The 18881-nt window shown below is 60.3% G+C and carries 14 protein-coding genes and 1 pseudogene; 11 read left to right on the forward strand and 4 right to left on the reverse strand.

All coding sequences use genetic code 11. The features are described from left to right. Positions 1 to 117 precede the first annotated feature (117 nt). A complete protein-coding gene (locus LOY38_RS02540; RefSeq protein WP_258698724.1) occupies positions 118 to 1062 on the forward strand; it encodes a GlxA family transcriptional regulator in 945 nt (314 codons plus the stop codon). A 138-nt stretch (positions 1063 to 1200) separates the two neighbouring features. Here LOY38_RS02540 and LOY38_RS02545 read toward each other — a convergent pair whose 3' ends face one another. The 4 genes from LOY38_RS02545 to LOY38_RS02560 all read right to left on the reverse strand — a co-directional run bounded on the left by LOY38_RS02545 (position 1201) and on the right by LOY38_RS02560 (position 2824). Beyond that, positions 1201 to 1617 carry a DUF3010 family protein gene (locus LOY38_RS02545; RefSeq protein WP_258698725.1) on the reverse strand — a complete coding sequence of 139 codons (417 nt, stop codon included), beginning with the start codon at positions 1615 to 1617 and terminating at the stop codon, positions 1201 to 1203. Positions 1618 to 1649: 32 nt separating this feature from the next. Continuing rightward, a complete protein-coding gene (locus LOY38_RS02550; protein ID WP_123719627.1) occupies positions 1650 to 1973 on the reverse strand; it encodes a helix-turn-helix domain-containing protein in 324 nt (107 codons plus the stop codon). After that, positions 1957 to 2211, reverse strand: coding sequence for a type II toxin-antitoxin system RelE/ParE family toxin (locus LOY38_RS02555; protein WP_123497261.1), 255 nt, complete (start codon positions 2209 to 2211; stop codon positions 1957 to 1959). Before LOY38_RS02555 ends, LOY38_RS02550 begins: the two co-directional genes overlap by 17 nt. A gap of 211 nt (positions 2212 to 2422) precedes the next feature. After that, on the reverse strand, positions 2423 to 2824 hold the full coding sequence (locus LOY38_RS02560; protein WP_038981114.1) for a lysozyme inhibitor LprI family protein: 402 nt from the start codon (positions 2822 to 2824) through the stop codon (positions 2423 to 2425). Between the two features lie 248 nt (positions 2825 to 3072). Here LOY38_RS02560 and LOY38_RS02565 point away from each other — a divergent pair, with 248 nt between their 5' ends. The 10 genes and pseudogenes from LOY38_RS02565 to LOY38_RS02610 all read left to right on the forward strand — a co-directional run bounded on the left by LOY38_RS02565 (position 3073) and on the right by LOY38_RS02610 (position 18814). Continuing rightward, complete coding sequence (locus LOY38_RS02565) at positions 3073 to 4050, forward strand: dipeptidase (RefSeq protein ID WP_258698726.1); 978 nt, start codon at positions 3073 to 3075, stop codon at positions 4048 to 4050. A 79-nt stretch (positions 4051 to 4129) separates the two neighbouring features. Continuing rightward, complete coding sequence (locus LOY38_RS02570) at positions 4130 to 4660, forward strand: DUF5943 domain-containing protein (protein ID WP_007926354.1); 531 nt, start codon at positions 4130 to 4132, stop codon at positions 4658 to 4660. Between the two features lie 15 nt (positions 4661 to 4675). Next, positions 4676 to 6736: a dimethylglycine demethylation protein DgcA gene (gene dgcA, locus LOY38_RS02575; RefSeq protein WP_258698727.1), complete on the forward strand. Its 2061-nt coding sequence runs from the start codon at positions 4676 to 4678 to the stop codon at positions 6734 to 6736. A 145-nt stretch (positions 6737 to 6881) separates the two neighbouring features. Further along, on the forward strand, positions 6882 to 8831 hold the full coding sequence (gene dgcB / locus LOY38_RS02580; RefSeq protein WP_258698728.1) for a dimethylglycine demethylation protein DgcB: 1950 nt from the start codon (positions 6882 to 6884) through the stop codon (positions 8829 to 8831). Beyond that, on the forward strand, positions 8831 to 10051 hold the full coding sequence (locus tag LOY38_RS02585) for an electron transfer flavoprotein subunit alpha/FixB family protein (protein ID WP_258698729.1): 1221 nt from the start codon (positions 8831 to 8833) through the stop codon (positions 10049 to 10051). The genes dgcB and LOY38_RS02585 overlap by 1 nt, the downstream gene beginning before the upstream one ends. A gap of 15 nt (positions 10052 to 10066) precedes the next feature. After that, positions 10067 to 10837: an electron transfer flavoprotein subunit beta gene (locus LOY38_RS02590; protein ID WP_258698730.1), complete on the forward strand. Its 771-nt coding sequence runs from the start codon at positions 10067 to 10069 to the stop codon at positions 10835 to 10837. Between the two features lie 21 nt (positions 10838 to 10858). Continuing rightward, positions 10859 to 11057: pseudogene (locus LOY38_RS02595) on the forward strand (GNAT family N-acetyltransferase); the annotation flags it as partial. Between the two features lie 1139 nt (positions 11058 to 12196). After that, a complete protein-coding gene (locus LOY38_RS02600) occupies positions 12197 to 15649 on the forward strand; it encodes a GMC family oxidoreductase N-terminal domain-containing protein (protein ID WP_258698731.1) in 3453 nt (1150 codons plus the stop codon). A gap of 22 nt (positions 15650 to 15671) precedes the next feature. Then, the gene (locus tag LOY38_RS02605) at positions 15672 to 17540 is read left to right on the forward strand and encodes a hypothetical protein (protein ID WP_258698732.1); all 1869 of its coding nucleotides are present in this window, start codon (positions 15672 to 15674) and stop codon (positions 17538 to 17540) included. 26 nt (positions 17541 to 17566) lie between these two features. Continuing rightward, positions 17567 to 18814, forward strand: coding sequence for a metallophosphoesterase (locus LOY38_RS02610; protein WP_258698733.1), 1248 nt, complete (start codon positions 17567 to 17569; stop codon positions 18812 to 18814). Positions 18815 to 18881 lie beyond the last annotated feature (67 nt).

Here is an 18881-nt window from a genome sequence, read left to right on the forward strand (position 1 = left end):
ACTGCGGCGACCAGCTCTTGCACTGCGGCGACCTGTGCACTTGAATGCCGCTGACAAGTGGCGTATCAACGTCCACACGCTTCCCGCCCTCTCGCTACCTGCCATCGAGTGCGCTCCATGTCCCAGGATTTCTACTTCTTGTTGATGCCGGGTTTTTCGGCGATCGGTTTTATCTCGGCGATCGAGCCGCTGCGGGTCGCCAATCGCTTTCGCGGCGAGTTGTACCGCTGGCATGTGTTGAGTGCCGATGGCGGGGCGGTGCTGGCCAGTAACGGCATGTCGGTCAACGCCGATGCGGCGCTGGAGCCGCTGAAGAAAGGCGCGACCTTGCTGGTGGTCGCCGGTTTCGAACCGCTGAAGTTCGCCACTCCGGCACTGGAGCACTGGTTGCGCCGCCTGGATAACGAAGGTGTGACGCTCGGCGCCATCGACACCGGCAGCTTCGTCCTCGCCGAAGCCGGCCTGCTCGACGGCCATCGCCTGACCCTGCACTGGGAAGCCATCGACGCGTTCAAGGAGTCTTATCCACAGCTCAGCGTCACTCAGGAGCTGTTCGAGATCGACCGTCGGCGTATCACCTCTGCCGGCGGTACGGCTTCTATCGACCTGATGCTCGACCTCATCGGCCAGGCCCACGGCCCGGAACTGGCAATCCAGGTCAGCGAACAATTCGTACTCGGGCGCATCCGCCCGCGCAAAGATCACCAACGCATGGAAGTCGCCACGCGGTATGGCATCAGCAACAAGAAACTGGTGCAGGTGATCGGGGAGATGGAGCAGCACAGCGAACCGCCGCTGAGTACCCTGGAGCTGGCGGAATCGATCAAAGTGACCCGGCGGCAGTTGGAGCGCCTGTTTCGCCTGCACCTGAACGACACGCCGAGCAATTTCTATCTGCGGTTAAGACTGGAGAAGGCGCGGCAGTTGTTGCGTCAGACGAACATGAGTGTGTTGGAAGTGAGCATCGCGTGCGGGTTTGAATCGCCGTCGTATTTCACCCGCAGTTATCGGGCACGGTTTGAACGGTGCCCGCGAGAGGATCGCCGTACAGCCCAGGCATAATTCTGACGACACCGAAAAAACCTGTGGGAGCGGGCTTGCCCGCGATGGGGGCGACACATTCAATGTGGATGCTGACTGACACACCGTCATCGCGGGCAAGCCCGCTCCCACAGTTGTTCGGTGTTGGCAAGAATGGAGTTACTTTTTCATCAGTGCCGAGCATGCCGCCTTGTAAGCCTCATGCTGATACTTGTTCAGCGTGGCCGGCAGCTCAAAATCGAACTTCTTGTTCTGCGCATTGATCGTCTGAGGCGACAGCAGCGTCACCTCGCAATTTTCCAGCAACTGGAAAACCCCTTCGATTTTGAACGTGGTCGGCCCACCGGCGAACTCGCCTTTCTTGCTGCGCTTCTTGATCGCGATGCGGTCGATGGAGTTCTCACGAACAAACGAGGCGACCTGAGCGGCGAAAACTTTGACGTTGGCGGCTTCGTCGTCATCGTCGAGGGCGATTTTCTTGGTGTTCAGTTCGACATGGCTCAGGGCCTGACCGTCGAGGGAGGCCACGGCGATGATCGCTTCGCTGCCTTTGATTTCGATGCCGCAAATTTTCATTTCAATCCCTTTTCCTGATGCTGGCGTTCAGCTTACAACTCTAGTTGGTTGGCGGTGATGCCAAAAGCTGCGGCAATTTTTTCACGGGTTGCCTTGCGGGGCTTGGCGACGGTTTCCTGCTGGGCGAAAGCCGGTTGGGAAATGCCCATGCGCTTGGCAACTTCATCCTGCGTAAGGTTCAGGTGTTCGCGCCAGGCGCGAATGGGCGTCGCGCCATCGACGATGCGACTGACCACTTCGTGGGGGATCAGATCGGGCTCGATCTTCTGCGCCACATACTGCGCGTACGGAATGACCACGAACGCCGGTTTTCCCTCCGCGTCGTTGATGATTTGAATCTCAGTAGGTGCGTTCATCGCGTTTTTTGACCTCTTGAATACTGACCACTTTGATCGCGCCATCCCAGTCGAACATGACCCGATAACTACCGACTCGCAGTCGATAGGCGTAGTCATGACCAACCAGTGCTTTGACGTTGCCTACATCAGGCATGCCAGCTAGCGCCGTGATGGCATCACGAACCTGGATCTGATGAACGGAATGCAATTTCAAGAGCTGCTTAACGGCCTTTCGAGTCCAGTGAATGCTGTTCATGGAAGAATATAAGTCTTTTATAAGATTTGCTAATCTTTGCTTATATTTTTCAGGTGGCCAACAAACGAAATTTATCGGGATGTTGCTCGAAAAAACTGCTTTAACCCTTACCCCGCGGGACTTGTAGGCTTGCTCGGTGAAGCCTGTGGGAAAGGTCTTGATTGAAGGTAAAAGCTGGGAGGGCTACCAGCTTTCGACGGACGATTCAGGATCACTCCTGCCCAATCGACTCCAAAAACTCCGACCGCTCGTCACTCATGCGCGCCACGCAATCATTTTGCGCAATGGTGAACGCTTTGCTACCACTGGTCGCCGGAAATGCGTCCACTGCGCAATCGGCGTCCCGGGTTTTCAGCCATTGCTGTTGCGCGGTTTTGATTTTGGCGGTGATGTCGGTCAGTTGCGCCTTGTTGTTGCCGTAAAGCGTTTGCATGCGCTCGGTCAGGCTCTGATAGTTGTCGCTTAGCAGCTGTTCGGCGGTGGTTCTGCTGTAGGCCGAGCATTCCAGGGTCTGGATTTCGTTTTCGACAGCATCGCAAGGGTTGTCGTCGGCCTCTTCAGCTGCTTGTACGCCAGTCGCAATCAGTGCCAAAGCCAGGAAGATCGATTTCATTGCGTCGCCGCCCCTTAATCCAGTCATGCATTCAGTAAAACATCCAGTGATGCGGCGAATTCTGGCCCATGCGAACGGGCTTGAACAGGTAGGCAATGACGCCTGTTGATGACCCTTTGTCGCGGATTGACGCTTTCGGCAATTCCCCTGTCGTTTTTGCACCCGGCTGCCCTGTCCCTCAGGCATATGCTGGCCCCAAAGCGCCGGCACACGATTCGGCGCATGAATCGCTAATAGGGGACAGCCTGATGAGCCCAGCCGAATTGCACGCCGACAGCATCGTTATCGACGGGCTGATTATCGCCAAGTGGAACCGCGACCTGTTCGAAGACATGCGCAAGGGCGGCCTGACCGCGGCCAACTGCACCGTGTCGGTGTGGGAGGGCTTCCAGGCCACCGTCAACAACATCGCCGCCAGCCAGAAGCTGATTCGCGAGAACAGCGACCTGGTGATTCCGGTGCGCACCACCGCCGACATCCGTAAAGCCAAGGAGCAGGGCAAGACCGGCATCCTGTTCGGCTTCCAGAATGCTCACGCCTTCGAAGACCAGATCGGCTATGTCGAGGTCTTCAAGCAGTTGGGCGTCGGTATTGTGCAGATGTGCTACAACACCCAGAACCTGGTGGGTACCGGTTGCTACGAGCGCGATGGCGGCCTGTCGGGTTTCGGTCGTGAAATCGTCGCCGAGATGAACCGCGTTGGCGTCATGTGCGACCTGTCCCACGTCGGCTCGAAAACCTCCGAAGAAGTCATCCTCGAATCCAAGAAGCCGGTCTGCTACTCCCATTGCCTGCCGTCGGGCCTGAAAGTGCACCCGCGCAACAAATCCGATGAAGAACTGAAGTTCATCGCCGATCACGGCGGTTTCGTCGGTGTGACCATGTTCGCGCCGTTCCTGGCCAAGGGCATCGATTCGACCATCGACGATTACGCCGAAGCCATCGAATACACCATGAACATCGTCGGCGAAGACGCCATCGGCATCGGCACCGACTTCACCCAGGGCCATGGCCAGGACTTCTTCGAATACCTGACCCATGACAAGGGCTACGCCCGCCGTCTGACCAGCTTCGGCAAGATCATCAACCCGCTGGGCATCCGCACCGTGGGCGAGTTCCCGAACCTGACCGAGACCCTGCTCAAACGCGGCCATTCCGAGCGTGTGGTGCGCAAGATCATGGGCGAGAACTGGGTCAACGTTTTGAAAGACGTTTGGGGCGAATAAGCCGCCGCATCTGAAGAATCCTTTCCCCCGGCCGTCCGTGCCGGGGGCAACACAACGAATTTTCTGGAGTTAAGTTTCCATGGCCAAGATCGCCCCGCAATTGCCAATCGAAGTCGACAGCGAAACCGGTGTCTGGACCTCCGACGCCCTGCCGATGCTGTATGTGCCGCGTCACTTCTTCGTCAACAACCACATGGGCATCGAGGAAGTGCTGGGCGCCGACGCCTACGCCGAAATCCTCTACAAGGCCGGCTACAAGTCCGCCTGGCACTGGTGTGAAAAAGAAGCCGAATGCCACGGCCTGGAAGGCGTCGCGGTGTTCGAGCACTACATGAAGCGTCTGTCGCAACGCGGCTGGGGCCTGTTCAAGATCCAGGACATCGACCTCGACAAAGGCACCGCCAGCGTCAAGCTCGAACACTCCGCATTCGTCTACGTGTACGGCAAGGTCGGGCGCAAGGTCGACTACATGTTCACTGGCTGGTTCGCCGGCGCCATGGACCAGATCCTGGCCGCTCGTGGCAGCAAGATCCGCACGGTCGCCGAACAAGTCTACGGTGGCTCCGAAGAAGGCCACGACGACGGTTTGTTCACCGTCAAGCCGTTGTAAGTCGAGGACCCCGCCATGGCTTTCGAAGCAATGTTCCAGCCGATCCAGATCGGCAAACTGACCATCCGCAACCGCGTGCTCAGCACCGCGCACGCCGAGGTCTACGCCACCGACGGCGGCATGACCACCGATCGGTACGTCAAGTATTACGAAGAGAAAGCCAAGGGCGGGATCGGCCTGGCGATTTGCGGCGGTTCCTCCAGCGTGGCCATCGACAGCCCGCAAGGCTGGTGGAAGTCGGTCAACCTGGCCGACGACCGGATCATTCCGCACTTCCAGAACCTGGCCGACGCCATGCACAAGCATGGCGCCAAGATCATGATCCAGATTACCCACATGGGCCGTCGCTCGCGCTGGGACGGCGAGCATTGGCCAACCCTGCTGTCGCCGTCGGGCATCCGTGAGCCGGTGCACCGCGCGACCTGCAAAACCATCGAACCGGAAGAAATCTGGCGGGTGATCGGCAACTACGCCAGCGCAGCCGCGCGGGCCAAGGCCGGTGGCCTGGATGGCGTCGAGCTGTCCGCCGTGCACCAGCACATGATCGACCAGTTCTGGAGCCCGCGGGTTAACAAGCGTACCGACGAATGGGGCGGCAGCTTCGAAAACCGCATGCGTTTCGGCCTGGAAGTGATCAAGGCGGTGCGCAAGGAAGTGGGCCCGGACTTCTGCGTCGGCATCCGTATCTGTGGTGACGAGTTCCATCCTGATGGCCTGAGCCATGAGGACATGAAGCAGATCGCCAAGTACTACGACGACACCGGCATGATCGACTTCATCGGCGTCGTGGGCTCGGGTTGCGACACCCACAACACCCTGGCCAACGTTATTCCGAACATGAGTTATCCACCGGAGCCATTCCTGCATTTGGCCGCCGGTATCAAGGAAGTGGTGAAGGCTCCGGTACTGCATGCGCAGAACATCAAGGACCCGAACCAGGCGACCCGTATTCTGGAAGGTGGTTACGTCGACATGGTCGGCATGACCCGTGCCCACATCGCCGACCCGCACCTGATCGCCAAGATCAAGATGGGCCAGGTCGACCAAATCAAACAGTGCGTTGGCGCCAACTACTGCATCGACCGTCAGTACCAGGGCCTGGACGTCTTGTGCATCCAGAACGCCGCGACCTCCCGTGAATACATGGGCGTGCCGCACATCATCGAGAAATCGACCGGTGTGAAGCGCAAAGTCGTGGTGGTCGGTGCCGGCCCTGCCGGGATGGAAGCGGCTCGCGTGTCGGCCGAACGTGGCCACGACGTGACCCTGTTCGAGAAGAAAGAATTCATCGGCGGGCAGATCACCACCGCGTCGAAAGCTCCGCAACGGGACCAGATCGCCGGCATCACTCGTTGGTTCCAGCTGGAACTGGCGCGTTTGAAAGTCGACCTGCGCCTGGGCGTGGCGGCGGATGCGGCAACCATTCTCGACCTGCGTCCGGACGTGGTGGTGCTCGCTGTCGGCGGTCATCCGTTCCTGGAACAGAACGAGCATTGGGGCGCGGCTGAAGGCCTGGTGGTCAGCAGCTGGGACATCCTCGATGGCAAGGTTGCGCCGGGCAAGAACGTGCTGGTCTACGACACCATTTGCGAGTTCACCGGGATGTCGACGGCCGACTTCCTCGCCGACAAGGGCAGCCAGGTCGAGATCGTCACCGACGACATCAAACCGGGCGTGGCCATCGGCGGTACGTCGTTCCCGACTTACTACCGCAGCATGTACCCGAAAGAAGTGATCATGACCGGCGACATGATGCTGGAGAAGGTCTACCGCGAAGGAGACAAGCTGGTGGCGGTCCTGGAAAACGAATACACCGGCGCCAAAGAGGAGCGGGTGGTGGACCAGGTCGTCGTCGAAAACGGCGTGCGTCCGGACGAAGAAATCTACTACGCGCTGAAGGAAGGCTCGCGCAACAAAGGCCAGATGGACATCGAAGCCCTGTTCGCGATCAAGCCACAACCTTCGTTGAGCCAGGCGGGCGACGGCTACTTGCTGTTCCGCATTGGCGACTGCGTGGCCCAGCGCAACACCCACGCGGCGATCTATGACGCGTTGCGGTTGTGCAAGGATTTCTAAGCCGGTGAGCTGATCGTTCCCACGCTCTGCGTGGGAATGCAGCCCGTGACGCTCCGCGTCACATTCAAAAGCGGACGCAGAGCGTCCGGTGAGGCATTCCCACGCAGAGCGTGGGAACGATCAACGAGTCCCGTGGGAGCTCCACATGTTGAACACCCTTCTTCCAATTCTGTTGTTCGCTGCCCTGGGCCTGGCTGTCCTGGGCGCGTTGCGGCGGGTGGCTATGTGGCGCCAGGGCCGGGCTTCGAAAGTCGACCTGATCGGCGGCCTGTTCGCCATGCCCAAGCGTTACATGGTCGATTTGCACCACGTCGTCGCGCGGGACAAATACATTGCCAACACCCACGTCGCCACGGCGGGTGGTGCGGTGGCGTCCATTGTGCTGGCGATTCTGGTTCATGGTTTTGGCCTGCATAACCGCATCCTCGGTTATGCACTGCTGCTGATGTCGGCGGTGATGTTCGTCGGCGCGATCTTTATGTTCCTGCGCCGTCGCAACCCACCGGCCCGTTTGTCCAAAGGCCCGTGGATGCGCCTGCCGAAAAGCCTGATGGCGTTCTCGGCGTCGTTCTTCCTGCTGACCCTGCCGGTCGCCGGCATCCTTCCGGAAAACTTCGGTGGTTGGGTGGTGGCTGCGATCCTCGGCGTCGGCGTGCTCTGGGGCGTGTCGGAACTGTTCTTCGGCATGACTTGGGGCGGGCCGATGAAGCACGCCTTCGCTGGTGCCCTGCACCTGGCCTGGCACCGTCGCGCCGAACGTTTTGGTGGCGGTCGTTCCACCGGTTTGAAGCCGCTGGATCTGAATGACCCGAACGCGCCGCTGGGCGTGGAAAAACCCAAGGATTTCACCTGGAACCAACTGCTCGGCTTTGACGCCTGCGTGCAGTGCGGTAAATGCGAAGCCGCGTGTCCGGCGTTCGCCGCCGGCCAGCCGCTGAACCCGAAAAAACTGATTCAGGACATGGTCGTTGGCCTGGCTGGCGGTACTGACGCCAAGTTCGCTGGTAGCCCTTATCCGGGCAAAGCCATCGGCGAACACGGTGGCAATCCGCATCAACCAATCGTCAACGGTCTGGTGGACGCTGAAACCCTGTGGTCCTGCACCACTTGCCGTGCCTGCGTCGAGGAATGCCCGATGATGATCGAGCACGTCGACGCCATCGTCGATATGCGTCGCCATCTGACGCTGGAAAAAGGCGCGACCCCGAACAAGGGCGCCGAAGTCCTGGAAAACCTGATCGCCACCGATAACCCTGGCGGCTTCGCGCCGGGCGGGCGGATGAACTGGGCGGCGGATTTGAACCTGAACCTGCTCAGCGAGAAGAAATCCACCGACGTGCTGTTCTGGGTCGGCGACGGAGCCTTCGACATGCGCAACCAGCGCACCCTGCGTGCCTTCGTCAAAGTGCTGAAAGCGGCCAAGGTCGACTTCGCGGTGCTGGGGCTTGAAGAACGCGACAGCGGTGACGTGGCCCGGCGTCTGGGCGATGAAGCGACCTTCCAGCTGTTGGCCAAACGCAACATCCAGACCCTGGCCAAGTACAGCTTCAACCGCATCGTCACCTGCGACCCGCACAGCTTCCATGTGCTGAAAAACGAGTACGGCGCCTTCGACGGCAACTACCTCGTGCAGCACCACAGCACCTACATGGCCGAGATCATTGGCGAAGGTGCCTTGAACCTCGGCCAGCACAAAGGCAGCAGCGTGACCTATCACGACCCGTGCTACCTCGGTCGCTACAACGGCGAATACGAGGCGCCGCGTGAAGTACTGCGCGCACTCGGGATTGAAGTGAAAGAGATGCAACGCTCCGGTTTCCGCTCACGCTGCTGCGGTGGCGGTGGTGGTGCACCGATCACCGACATTCCGGGCAAGCAACGGATCCCCGACATGCGCATGGAGGACATCCGCGAAACCGGCGCCGAACTGGTGGCCGTGGGTTGTCCACAGTGCACTGCGATGCTCGAAGGCGTGGTCGAACCGCGTCCACTGATCAAGGACATCGCCGAACTGGTGGCTGATGCGCTGCTCGAAGACGCCGCGCCGGGAAAGCCTTCGGCACCGGCCAAACGTGAACCTGCGGAGGTGCATTGATGAGCGACATTATCCGCCGCGACCCACGCGCCGAATGGATCGCCCGCAACCGTCTGCACCCGCTGCACGCGGCCATGCAGCCGGCGCAACACAGCTGGATGGGGCCTAACGGCCTCATCCGCAAGAATCCTCACGGGATCGGTTTTATCGGTCCCAATGGCATCAAACGAATCGACCGCAGCGGCGCTCAGCAGGGCGGGGCGACCAAACGCTCGGCCGCCGTTGAAGTGCAATTGCCGCTGCATCAAGTGGCTGCGCCTGCGTTCTACATCAGCGTGGTGCCGGACATGGTCGGCGGTCGCTTGAGCAGCCACGACCGCGACTTGCTCGGCCTTGCTCATCAGTTGGCCGGCAAGGACGGCGCGGTATTGGCGGTGGTCTTCGGTGAGCACAAGGAAAACGCCTTCGCCACGGCTGGCGTTGACCGCTTGCTGGTACTGGAAGGCGACGAATTCAGCGGTTATGCACCGGAACAACGGGTCCAGGGCCTGCGGGCTGTGGATAACCAGTTCAGCCCACGCCATTGGTTGCTGCCAGACAGCCGCAGCGGTGGTGGTGAGTTGGGTCGACGCTTTGCTGCCGCACTGGGCGAACGCCCGGCCACACGGGTCTGGCAGGTCAAGGATCAGGAATGCATCGGCCGCGCCGGTGCCGGTTTGCAAGACCTTGCGCGGCCGGTGGCACGCTTGATTCTGGCGGCTGCCGAATGCGCCGAACCGGTTAGCGAAACCCGTCACGAAGCGTTGCCGGTGGAGTTATCCACAGCGGTCGCTCGCAGCTTGTCGCGCATCGAGGATTTGGGCGCGGTGGCAGTGGATCCGGCGGCGATTCCCATGGCCGAAGCGGAGTTCATCTTCTCGGGCGGCAACGGGGTCAAGGACTGGGGACTTTTCCACAGGACGGCCGAGGCGTTGGGCGCGACCGAAGGTGCGTCGCGAGTGGCGGTGGACGACGGTTTCATGGCCCGCGACCGTCAGGTCGGTGCGTCCGGCACTTGGGTCACTGCACGGGTTTACGTGGCGGTGGGCATTTCCGGGGCGATCCAGCACCTGCAAGGCATCGGTGCCTGCGACAAGGTGGTGGCGATCAACCTCGATCCGGGTTGCGACATGATCAAACGGGCCGACCTGTCGGTGATCGGTGAGAGCGCCGAGATTCTTCAAGCCTTGATCGATGCGGTAGAGGCTTACCGCAACGACGCCAAGCGCGATGCGGCTTAAGGGAAGGAAAGGGTTATGAGCACGAAAATCATCAGCCTGGTGTCCATCGGCGCCCACCCGACCTCCGGCCGGCCTCGTCGCGCCGAGCAGGATGCGCGGGCCGTTGAGCTGGGTCTGCAACTGGCTGGGGATAACCTGCAAGTGCTGCATGCTGGCGACGTCGCGGAGCCGGCACTGCGCGCGTATCTGGGCATGGGCCTGGAACAGTTGCATGTGCTGGAGCAACCGGTCGGCGCAGATGCACTGCCGGCGTTGACCGCTTATTTACGTGACGCCGGGGCGCAAGTGGTGCTGACCGGCAGTCAGGCGGAAACCGGTGAAGGCTCAGGCATGTTGCCGTTCTTGCTGGCGGAAAGCCTCGGCTGGCCGCTGGTGGTGGGGTTGGCCCAGGTCGAATCCATCGACGGCGGCTCGGCGCTGGTGCTGCAGGCCTTGCCTCGCGGGCAGCGTCGTCGCTTGGAAGTACGCCTGCCGTTCCTGGCGACTGTGGATAACGCGGCGCCCAAGCCTCGGCAGAGCGCCTATGGTCCGGCACGTCGCGGGGTATTGCAGGCGGATGAAGTCGAGGTGATCGACGATGAACTGCTGGCGGTGGCCACGCTACAACCGGCCAAGCCACGGCCCAAACGCTTGAAAGTGATCAAGGCCAAGAGCGGTGCAGACCGTATGAAAGCCGCGACGGCCAAGGCCAGTGGCGGCGGCGGGCAGGTTCTCAAGGGCGTGACCGCTCAGGCGGGCGCCGAAGCCATTCTCAAGTTGCTGATTGAAGAAGGCGTGGTTCGCTAACGGTCCTGTGGAGCCCGGTAAATGGCCGTTGAGTTTCGTTCGGCCCTGCGCGCGGATGCGCGGGAGATTGCTCGCTTGTTTCAGATTTCATCAGACGGTGCGGCGGATTACATCTGGAGCCAACTGGCGCAGCCTGGCCCTGCATGAGGGCTGGCGCAATCAGGGGTTGGGCAAACAATTTCTCGCCTATGCCTACGACCGTTCCAACCGGTTGGCCTTAAGGCATGAACCCATGTGGGAGCGGGCTTGCTCGCGAAGGCTGACTGACATTCAACATCAATGTCGACTGACCCGCCGCTTTCGCGAGCAAGCCCGCTCCCACACGGGTTCAATGTCGATCACAGATTGTGTGCACACCAACAAGCCACTGTGGTTACCCACAATCCCTGTTAGCGCTTCTGTGGATAACATGTTTGTCCCTCGCTACACCCCATGCCAATCAAGCCCTCCAGACCTCCGTACAAAAAACGATCAGTCTAACCCTCGGTTTTTTCGAGCTTTTTCCACAGAATGACTTCGCTCACAGGCCAATACTTGCCCCCAATCTCTGTTGGCGCTTCTGTGGATAAGATGTTCGCTGTCCGCTACAAGCCATATAAAACGTGGCTTCCAGTAGATTGATCAAATAATGTTCAATCGGGCCTGTTCCTTCACTAATGTCCCCGCAAACCCCGAATTCTTGTGGCTTTCAGCGGTTTTCCACAGAACCTGCAAAGTTGCCCCCAAAGTCTGTTGGTGCTTCTGTGGATAAGGTGTTCGCCATCCCTTGTACGCCACGTAGAACGTGCCCTATAAGCTTCTGGTCAAAAAACAGCCAGTGCATGATTGAAACCCTGTTTCTGGATAAGTCACGGTTTTTCTTCGGTTTTTGTGAAGAAAATTGGCCTCCCATCCACAGTTGTCCCCATTAGCTGTGGGTGGAGATGTGGATAACTTGTTCGCTGAACCCTGCAAGCCACGGCCTGCATAGGCTGGAACGCGATAGATCAGATTTCATACAGTTCTAAGGCACTTCCTTGACTTCGATCTGACGCCTGTCTTCACTCTCATGCACAAGGACAACCGTCACTTATCCACATCTGGTTCAGGGAGAACGCGTGATGGATAGCCAGCCACATCGCTCGCAGCCACATTCGCACCCCAGCCCCTGCATAACCTGTGTACCGACGCCCGCCACCTTGCTGCGTAAACGGATCCATCGTCGCGCCGCTAATCAGCGTGCTCGCCTATAGCGACCTTTATCCCATGCCATAACGCCGCTGCCATTGAGGCCTGACCGTGGCCGGTGACCAGGCGGTCGCTCGTCTATCGATTGCAGGCAACCGCAGAGTTGCCCATCTTCCTGAGAGGAAATGCCCCATGACACGGATCGCCACGCCCATCAGCGACATCAAGGAACATTACGACGTGATCGTCATCGGCTCCGGCTACGGCGGCGGGATCGCGGCGTCGCGCCTGTCCCGGGCCGGCAAGCGGGTGTGCCTGCTGGAGCGAGGCCGGGAAATCCAGCCCGGCGAATACCCCAACACGATGCTGGCGGCCACTGAAGAACTGCAAGTCCATGACCCGGACGGACACATCGGTTCGCGTACCGGGTTGTTCGACTTGCACGTCAACGCCCAGCAGAACGTGGTGGTCGGTTGCGGCCTGGGCGGCACGTCGCTGATCAACGCCAACGTTGCGCTGGAACCGGAGCCCGGCGTGTTCGACGATCCGCGCTGGCCGCTGGCGGTGCGCGAGCATCGGGATACCTTGCTCAAGGACGGTTACGCCCGGGCTCGGGAGATGCTCAAGCCCAATCCCTACCCAAAAACCTCGCCGGTGCTACCGAAACTGGAGGCCAACAAAAAGTCCGCCGACTACCTCAAGCAAGGCGCGCACTTCTACAAGCCGCCGATCAACGTGACCTTCGACAAACTGCCGAACAACCTCAACCACGTCGGTGTCGAGCAGTTACCGTGCAATCACTGTGGCGACTGCGTTTCAGGCTGTAACAACAAGGCCAAGAACACCACGCTGATGAATTACCTGCCGGATGCCTGGAACCACGGCGCGGAAATTTTCTGCCAGGCCGAGGTGCGGCACCTGGAGCGCGATGGCGAAGGCTGGATCGTGCACTTCCAATACCTGGACAGCGGCCGCGAGAAGTTTTCGGCGCCGACGCTGTTCGTCAAGGCGGACATTGTCGTGGTCTCGGCCGGCACTCTGGGCTCCACCGAAATCCTCCTGCGCTCTCGGGACAAAGGCCTGTCGACGTCCAATCAGCTCGGCGAAAACATGAGCGGCAACGGCGACATCCTCGGTTTTGGCCACAACTGCGATGAAACGATCAACGGCATCGGTTTCGGCGCCCATCCGGCCAATGAAATGAAACCGGTCGGCCCGTGCATCACCTCGATCATCGACATGCGCACCGAAGGCGACTGGCGCAGCCGCATGGTCATCGAGGAAGGCTCGATCCCCGGCGCGCTTGGCCGGCCCATGGTGCCGAGCATGGCCACGTTCGCCGGGTTGCTCGGCAAGCCCACCGATGACAGTTTCACCGGCAAGCTCAAGTACGCGGAGCGCGAAACCGAGAGCTTCCTGCGCGGCCCGTATCACGGCGCCCTGCACAACATGCAGACCTACCTGATCATGAGCCACGACGACGGCAAGGGGCGCATGGTGCTCGACAGCAAGGATCAGCTGCGCATCGACTGGCCGGGCGTTGGCGAGCAGGAAAACGTGAAGATCGGCAACGAACGCCTGCACCAGAGCACCAAGGCCTTGGGCGGGATATGGGTCGAGAACCCGATCTGGACCGAGCTGCTCAAGCACAGCATCGTTTCCGTTCACCCGCTGGGCGGTTGTGTGATGGGCGAGGATGCGGCGCAGGGCGTGGTCAACCACAAGGGCCAGGTGTTCAGTGGTGTCAGCGGCACCGATGTCTATGCCGGGTTGTACGTGACCGACGGCGCGGTGATTCCGACCTCCCTGGCGGTCAATCCGTTGCTGACCATCTCCGCCGTAAGTGAGCGCAACATGGGCCTGCTAGCCGCCGATCGCGGTTGGCATATCGATTACACGCTGCCCTCGGCACCGCGCAAAGCGGTGGCACCGCCGACCCTCGGCGTGCAGTTCACCGAAACCATGAAGGGCTATTTTTCCAAAGACTTCACCCAGCCTCAGGGCACCGATCTCAAACGCTACGAAGCGGCGGCCAAACGCGGCGAGTCGGACAACTCGCCGATCGAGTTCACCCTGACCATCACCGCCAACGACCTCAACCGCATGATCAAGGAGCCGGAACACGCCGCGACGCTGGTCGGCACTCTGGATGCGCCGGGCCTGTCGCCGGAGCCGCTGACCGCCAGCAATGGCGTGTTCAATCTGTTCGAGGAATATCAGGAACAGGTCGGCGTGCGGCACATGAACTACGACATGAAACTGACTGCCGAGGACGGCAGTGATTATTACTTCAGCGCGTTCAAGACCGTGCCCGAAGACAACGGCGTGCTGAACGTCTGGCACGACACCAGCACCCTCTACGTAACGCTGTATCGCGGGTCGGACAAGACCGGCGAGGTAATTGGTTCGGGTGTGATGCACATCCTCCCAACTGATTTCGCCAAGCAAATGACCACCATGAAGGTGCTCAATGCACGCAACGAACGCGAGCGTATCGATGGGCTGGCGCGGTTTGGCAAGTTCTTCGCCGGCATTTTGTGGGAGAGCTACGGAGGCGTGTTCGCCGGTGACATCTACTTCAACCCCGATGCGCCACCCCGGCAGAAACGACCGCTGGATGCGCCGACCCCGAGCGTGCAGTTCTTCCAGACCGAAGACAGCGTTCAGCTACGCCTGACCCGTTATCAGGGCGGCAGTAAAGGGCCGGTGATGCTGGTGCATGGCTTGGGGGTGGGCTCGAATATTTTCACCACCGACACCATCCAGACCAATCTGCTGGAGTATTTGTGCAAGCACGAGTACGACGTTTGGCTGCTGGATTTCCGGGTGAGCATTCTGCTGCCGGCCAGCAAGCACGAATGGAACGGCGATCAGATTGCGCAGTACGACTTCAAGGCTGCCATTGAGCATATCCAGCAGGCAACCAAGGCCGCGGATGTGCAATGCGTGGTGCATTGCTACGGGGCGACGACCTTCTTCATGTCGCTGCTGGCCGGGTTGCAGGGGGTGCGCTCGGTGGTCTGTTCGCAGATTGCCGCAGACACGGTGGTCGCCACGGCAACGGGGCTCAAGGCCGGTCTGCACCTTCCGGGAATGCTCGACGCCATCGGCATCAAATCCCTCACCGCGTATGCCGACAACAAGGAGAGCTGGTTCAACAAACTCTACGACAAGGCCCTCAACGTCTACGCCCGCATCGAGGCCCAGGGCTACTGCACCAACCCGGTGTGCCATCGCATCACCTTCATGTACGCGTCGCTGTACCGCCACGACACGCTCAACGAGACCCTGCACGACAACCTGCACGAACTGTTCGGCGAGTCGAACATGCAGACCTTCGAGCACCTGGCGCTGATCCTGCGCAAAGGTCATCTGGTGGACTTCAAGGGGCAGGACGTCTACATGCCGCACTTCGACCGGCTGACCATGCCGATCTGCTTTATCAGTGGCGAAGACAACCAGTGCTACCTGCCGGAAAGCACGCTCAAGACCTATGAGCGCGTGTGCAAAGCCCATGGCCCGGAGCGCTACAGCCGGCATGTGGTGCCGGGTTACGGGCATATCGACTGCATGTTCGGCAAAAATGCAGTGGTCGATGTGTACCCGATCATCCTGCAACACCTGGAGAAAACGGCGCTCGGCTAGGTGATCGTTCCGGGGAACAAATATGGACAGTTACATCCGCTGGTTTCAACGCTTCATCTGGCTAGGCATCGTGATGAACATGGTCTTCGCGATCCCGGCGCTGTTCGCGCCGGCGTTGCTGACCTCGATGCTCGGAATGCCTCCCCAACTCTCCGATCCGTGGCTGGAAAACGCCGGTATGTTGCTGGTGGGGATCAGCCTGTTCTACATGCCGTCAGGCTTCAACGCACCCAAATACGTCGTGCATTCGTGGCTGTGCGTGTTGTCGCGATTGGTCGCCGTGGCGTTCTGGATCTACCTGATCAACACCAGCAACCAGGCCCAGGTGTTCGTGCCGATGCTGCTGGGCGATCTGAGTATGTTCCTGATCCTCGGGATTCTGCTGTACCTGGGCAGCGCTCCGGCCAATCGGCCTTTCGCGCTGCTTCGCGATGGCTGGCGTGAGTGGTGCGCAGCGTGGGCGCGACGCTGGCGGCGACATAGCTTCAAGGTCGCCACGCTGGTCGTGGTGCTGGCGCTGGGGTTTATCGGCTACGAAACCTGGTATCAGATGCTGCGGGTGGTGCCGGCAGAGCAATACGCCTCCGATGAGGACCACTACAAGTACGGCGCCATCGGCCTGGGCATCGAAGCGCGGATTCCCTATTACCTGTTCGCCGTGTTGCCGCAGATGTGCCCGGATAAACTGCCCAAACCCGGTGGCTATGAAGTCTTTGGTTTTCTCTACGAGAACGGCAAGGACCTGCCGATCGGCATGGCCAAGCGGCAGATCGGCTACCCGACCGTGGAGCCCAACTGCGCCCTGTGCCACACCGGTTCCTACCGGGCCAATACCAGCGAGGTCGCCATCCCGGTGGCCACCGCGCCGGCCAATACCCTGCAACTGCAGGCCTTCCAGTGGTTCGCCTACAATTGCGCCAGCGACCCGAAGTTCACCACCGACGCGGTGATGACGGCGATCAACAGCAAGTTTCAGCTCGGGTTCTTCGAGCGCCTGTATAACCGCTACCTGATCATCCCGATGGCCACCAGCGCGCTGATCAAGCAGAAACAGGCCTACGCCTGGCAGCAACTGCGCGCACCGCAAGGGCCGGGGCGCACCGACACCTTCAACCCGACGAAAATGGTGGTGTTCGGCTTCCCGGATGACTCGACCATCGGCACCGTCGATTTGCCGCAAGTCTGGAACCAGAAACCCCGGGAGTCGCTGTACTTGCACTGGGACGGCAACAACAACGACATCCATGAGCGCAACTACGCGGCGGCCATGGCCGTGGGCGCGACACCGGAGTCGGTGCTGCCGGACAGTTTCAACCGGGTGACCAATTGGCTACTCGGGCACAAGGCACCGGCCTGGCCGTTCGCGCTGGACCAGACCAAAGTCGCCCGGGGCAAACCGGTCTGGGAAAACAACTGCGCCGGTTGCCATGATTTCGGCCGCACCGACACCGGTCAGGTCACCACCAACATTGATGTACTGGGCACCGATCCCCATCGGCTGAACTCGTTCACCAGCGGTTTAGTCACGGCTTTCCATGGCTTCAAGAAAGCGCCGTTCGACTTTGGCGCCTATCGCAAGACCCAGAGCTACAGCAACACGCCCACCGATGGCATCTGGTTGCGCGCGCCGTACTTGCACAACGGTTCGGTGCCGACCCTGTGGGATTTGCTGCAACCACCGGAAAAGCGGCCGCCGGTGTTCTTCACCGGCTCCGACATTTACGACCAGGACAAGGTCGGCTTCGTCACCAGTGGCCAGCAGATGAAAGCCTCGGCGGACTTCAAATACGACACGCGTCTGGAGGGCAACCACAACGGTGGCCACCTGTACGGCACGCAACTGTCGGAACTCGATAAGCGGGCGCTCATCGAGTTCATGAAAACCCTGTGATTCCACTACGGATGGAGGAAGGCGACATGTCATTGGTCAGTCATTGGGAACACGAGTACGACAAGCTCAAAGTGCGGCTGCATGGTTTGCTCACGCGCGTGGAAATGGCCTGGATGAAGCTCGTCAGTGAGCTCGAACCCCAGGAGTTCGAAGCCATCATTGCGCTGCTCAAACGCGGCCACGATCAGGCGCAGCACGTGCTCAAGCATGGCGAGTTGCCGGACGATCAGCCGGGCGTGCCGTGGGAGTTGGCCCATGGCTTGTCGATCCTGCGCATCGGCAATGCCAGCCCGTTGCCGCAAACGGTGGATGAGTTACAAACCCGGGTGCTGAAGGACGGCAGTCTGCTCGGTTGCCGCAAATGGGAACTGCTCGACCTGTTATGGAGTGAAGCCCTGCTGAAATGGATCGAAAACCTGCGGCATCACGCGCCATTCGCCACTGACCCGGCATTGGTGAAAATGGATCGCGATGTGACTCTGGCGATCGCCGGCGACTGGGGCACCGGACCGTTCGACAGCCATGCCCCGGCGGTGGCGGTGGCGAATCAGATGCAACTGGCCCGGGCCAATTTCACCATTCACCTGGGGGATGTGTATTACGCCGGCACCCATTCCCAGGAAGACGTGGACATGGCCGGCTGGCCGATGGGCACGCAGGGCTCTTTCACTCTCAATTCCAACCACGAGATGTACAGCGGCGCCCACGGCTATTTCAAGGAACTGGCCAAGCGTTTTCCGGCGCAGCAGGGCACCAGTTACTTCGCCCTGTACAACGACGATTGGCTGGTGATCGGCCTCGACACGGCGTATGCCTCGGACGCCATGAACCTGTACATGGATGGCACCCTGAACCAACCGCAGATCGACTGGATGAAAAGCCTGCCCCAACGCAAGAAGATCATGGTGCTCAGCCATCACCAGGGCTTCGATATTTCCGGGCACAACAAGACCGCGCTGTATCAACCCGTCTGCGATGCCCTGGGGCGCGAGCCGGATTACTGGTATTGGGGGCATTTGCACAACGGCATCTGCTATGCCACTCAAGGCGGGTTGCATGCGCGCTGCGCCGGGCACGGGGCGATTCCCTACGGCAATGCCAGCGAGTTGAATGGACATTCGCGGGTGCTGTGGTCGGAAACGCAAAATGCGCGGGATGCGGCGTACCCGGATCGGGTGTTGAATGGTTATGTGAAGGTGCGGCTGGTGGGGGAGAACATCGAAGAGACGTTTATTGGCGAGGATGGCAGTGTGAGGTGGGCCTCAGCCCAATGATCGTTCCCACGCTCTGCGTGGGAATGCAGCCCGGGACGCTCCGCGTCCCAAGAGCCGAACGCGGAGC

The organism is Pseudomonas sp. B21-015 (assembly GCF_024749285.1).
GTDB lineage: Bacteria > Pseudomonadota > Gammaproteobacteria > Pseudomonadales > Pseudomonadaceae > Aquipseudomonas.

Bases quoted from the DNA above. Each gene is read 5' to 3' on its own strand.
- LOY38_RS02540 (WP_258698724.1), top strand. From the start codon at position 118: ATGTCCCAGGATTTCTACTTCTTGTTGATGCCGGGTTTTTCGGCGATC.
- LOY38_RS02545 (WP_258698725.1), bottom strand. From the start codon at position 1,617: ATGAAAATTTGCGGCATCGAAATCAAAGGCAGCGAAGCGATCATCGCC.
- LOY38_RS02550 (WP_123719627.1), bottom strand. From the start codon at position 1,973: ATGAACGCACCTACTGAGATTCAAATCATCAACGACGCGGAGGGAAAA.
- LOY38_RS02555 (WP_123497261.1), bottom strand. From the start codon at position 2,211: ATGAACAGCATTCACTGGACTCGAAAGGCCGTTAAGCAGCTCTTGAAA.
- LOY38_RS02560 (WP_038981114.1), bottom strand. From the start codon at position 2,824: ATGAAATCGATCTTCCTGGCTTTGGCACTGATTGCGACTGGCGTACAA.
- LOY38_RS02565 (WP_258698726.1), top strand. From the start codon at position 3,073: ATGAGCCCAGCCGAATTGCACGCCGACAGCATCGTTATCGACGGGCTG.
- LOY38_RS02570 (WP_007926354.1), top strand. From the start codon at position 4,130: ATGGCCAAGATCGCCCCGCAATTGCCAATCGAAGTCGACAGCGAAACC.
- dgcA (WP_258698727.1), top strand. From the start codon at position 4,676: ATGGCTTTCGAAGCAATGTTCCAGCCGATCCAGATCGGCAAACTGACC.
- dgcB (WP_258698728.1), top strand. From the start codon at position 6,882: ATGTTGAACACCCTTCTTCCAATTCTGTTGTTCGCTGCCCTGGGCCTG.
- LOY38_RS02585 (WP_258698729.1), top strand. From the start codon at position 8,831: ATGAGCGACATTATCCGCCGCGACCCACGCGCCGAATGGATCGCCCGC.
- LOY38_RS02590 (WP_258698730.1), top strand. From the start codon at position 10,067: ATGAGCACGAAAATCATCAGCCTGGTGTCCATCGGCGCCCACCCGACC.
- LOY38_RS02600 (WP_258698731.1), top strand. From the start codon at position 12,197: ATGACACGGATCGCCACGCCCATCAGCGACATCAAGGAACATTACGAC.
- LOY38_RS02605 (WP_258698732.1), top strand. From the start codon at position 15,672: ATGGACAGTTACATCCGCTGGTTTCAACGCTTCATCTGGCTAGGCATC.
- LOY38_RS02610 (WP_258698733.1), top strand. From the start codon at position 17,567: ATGTCATTGGTCAGTCATTGGGAACACGAGTACGACAAGCTCAAAGTG.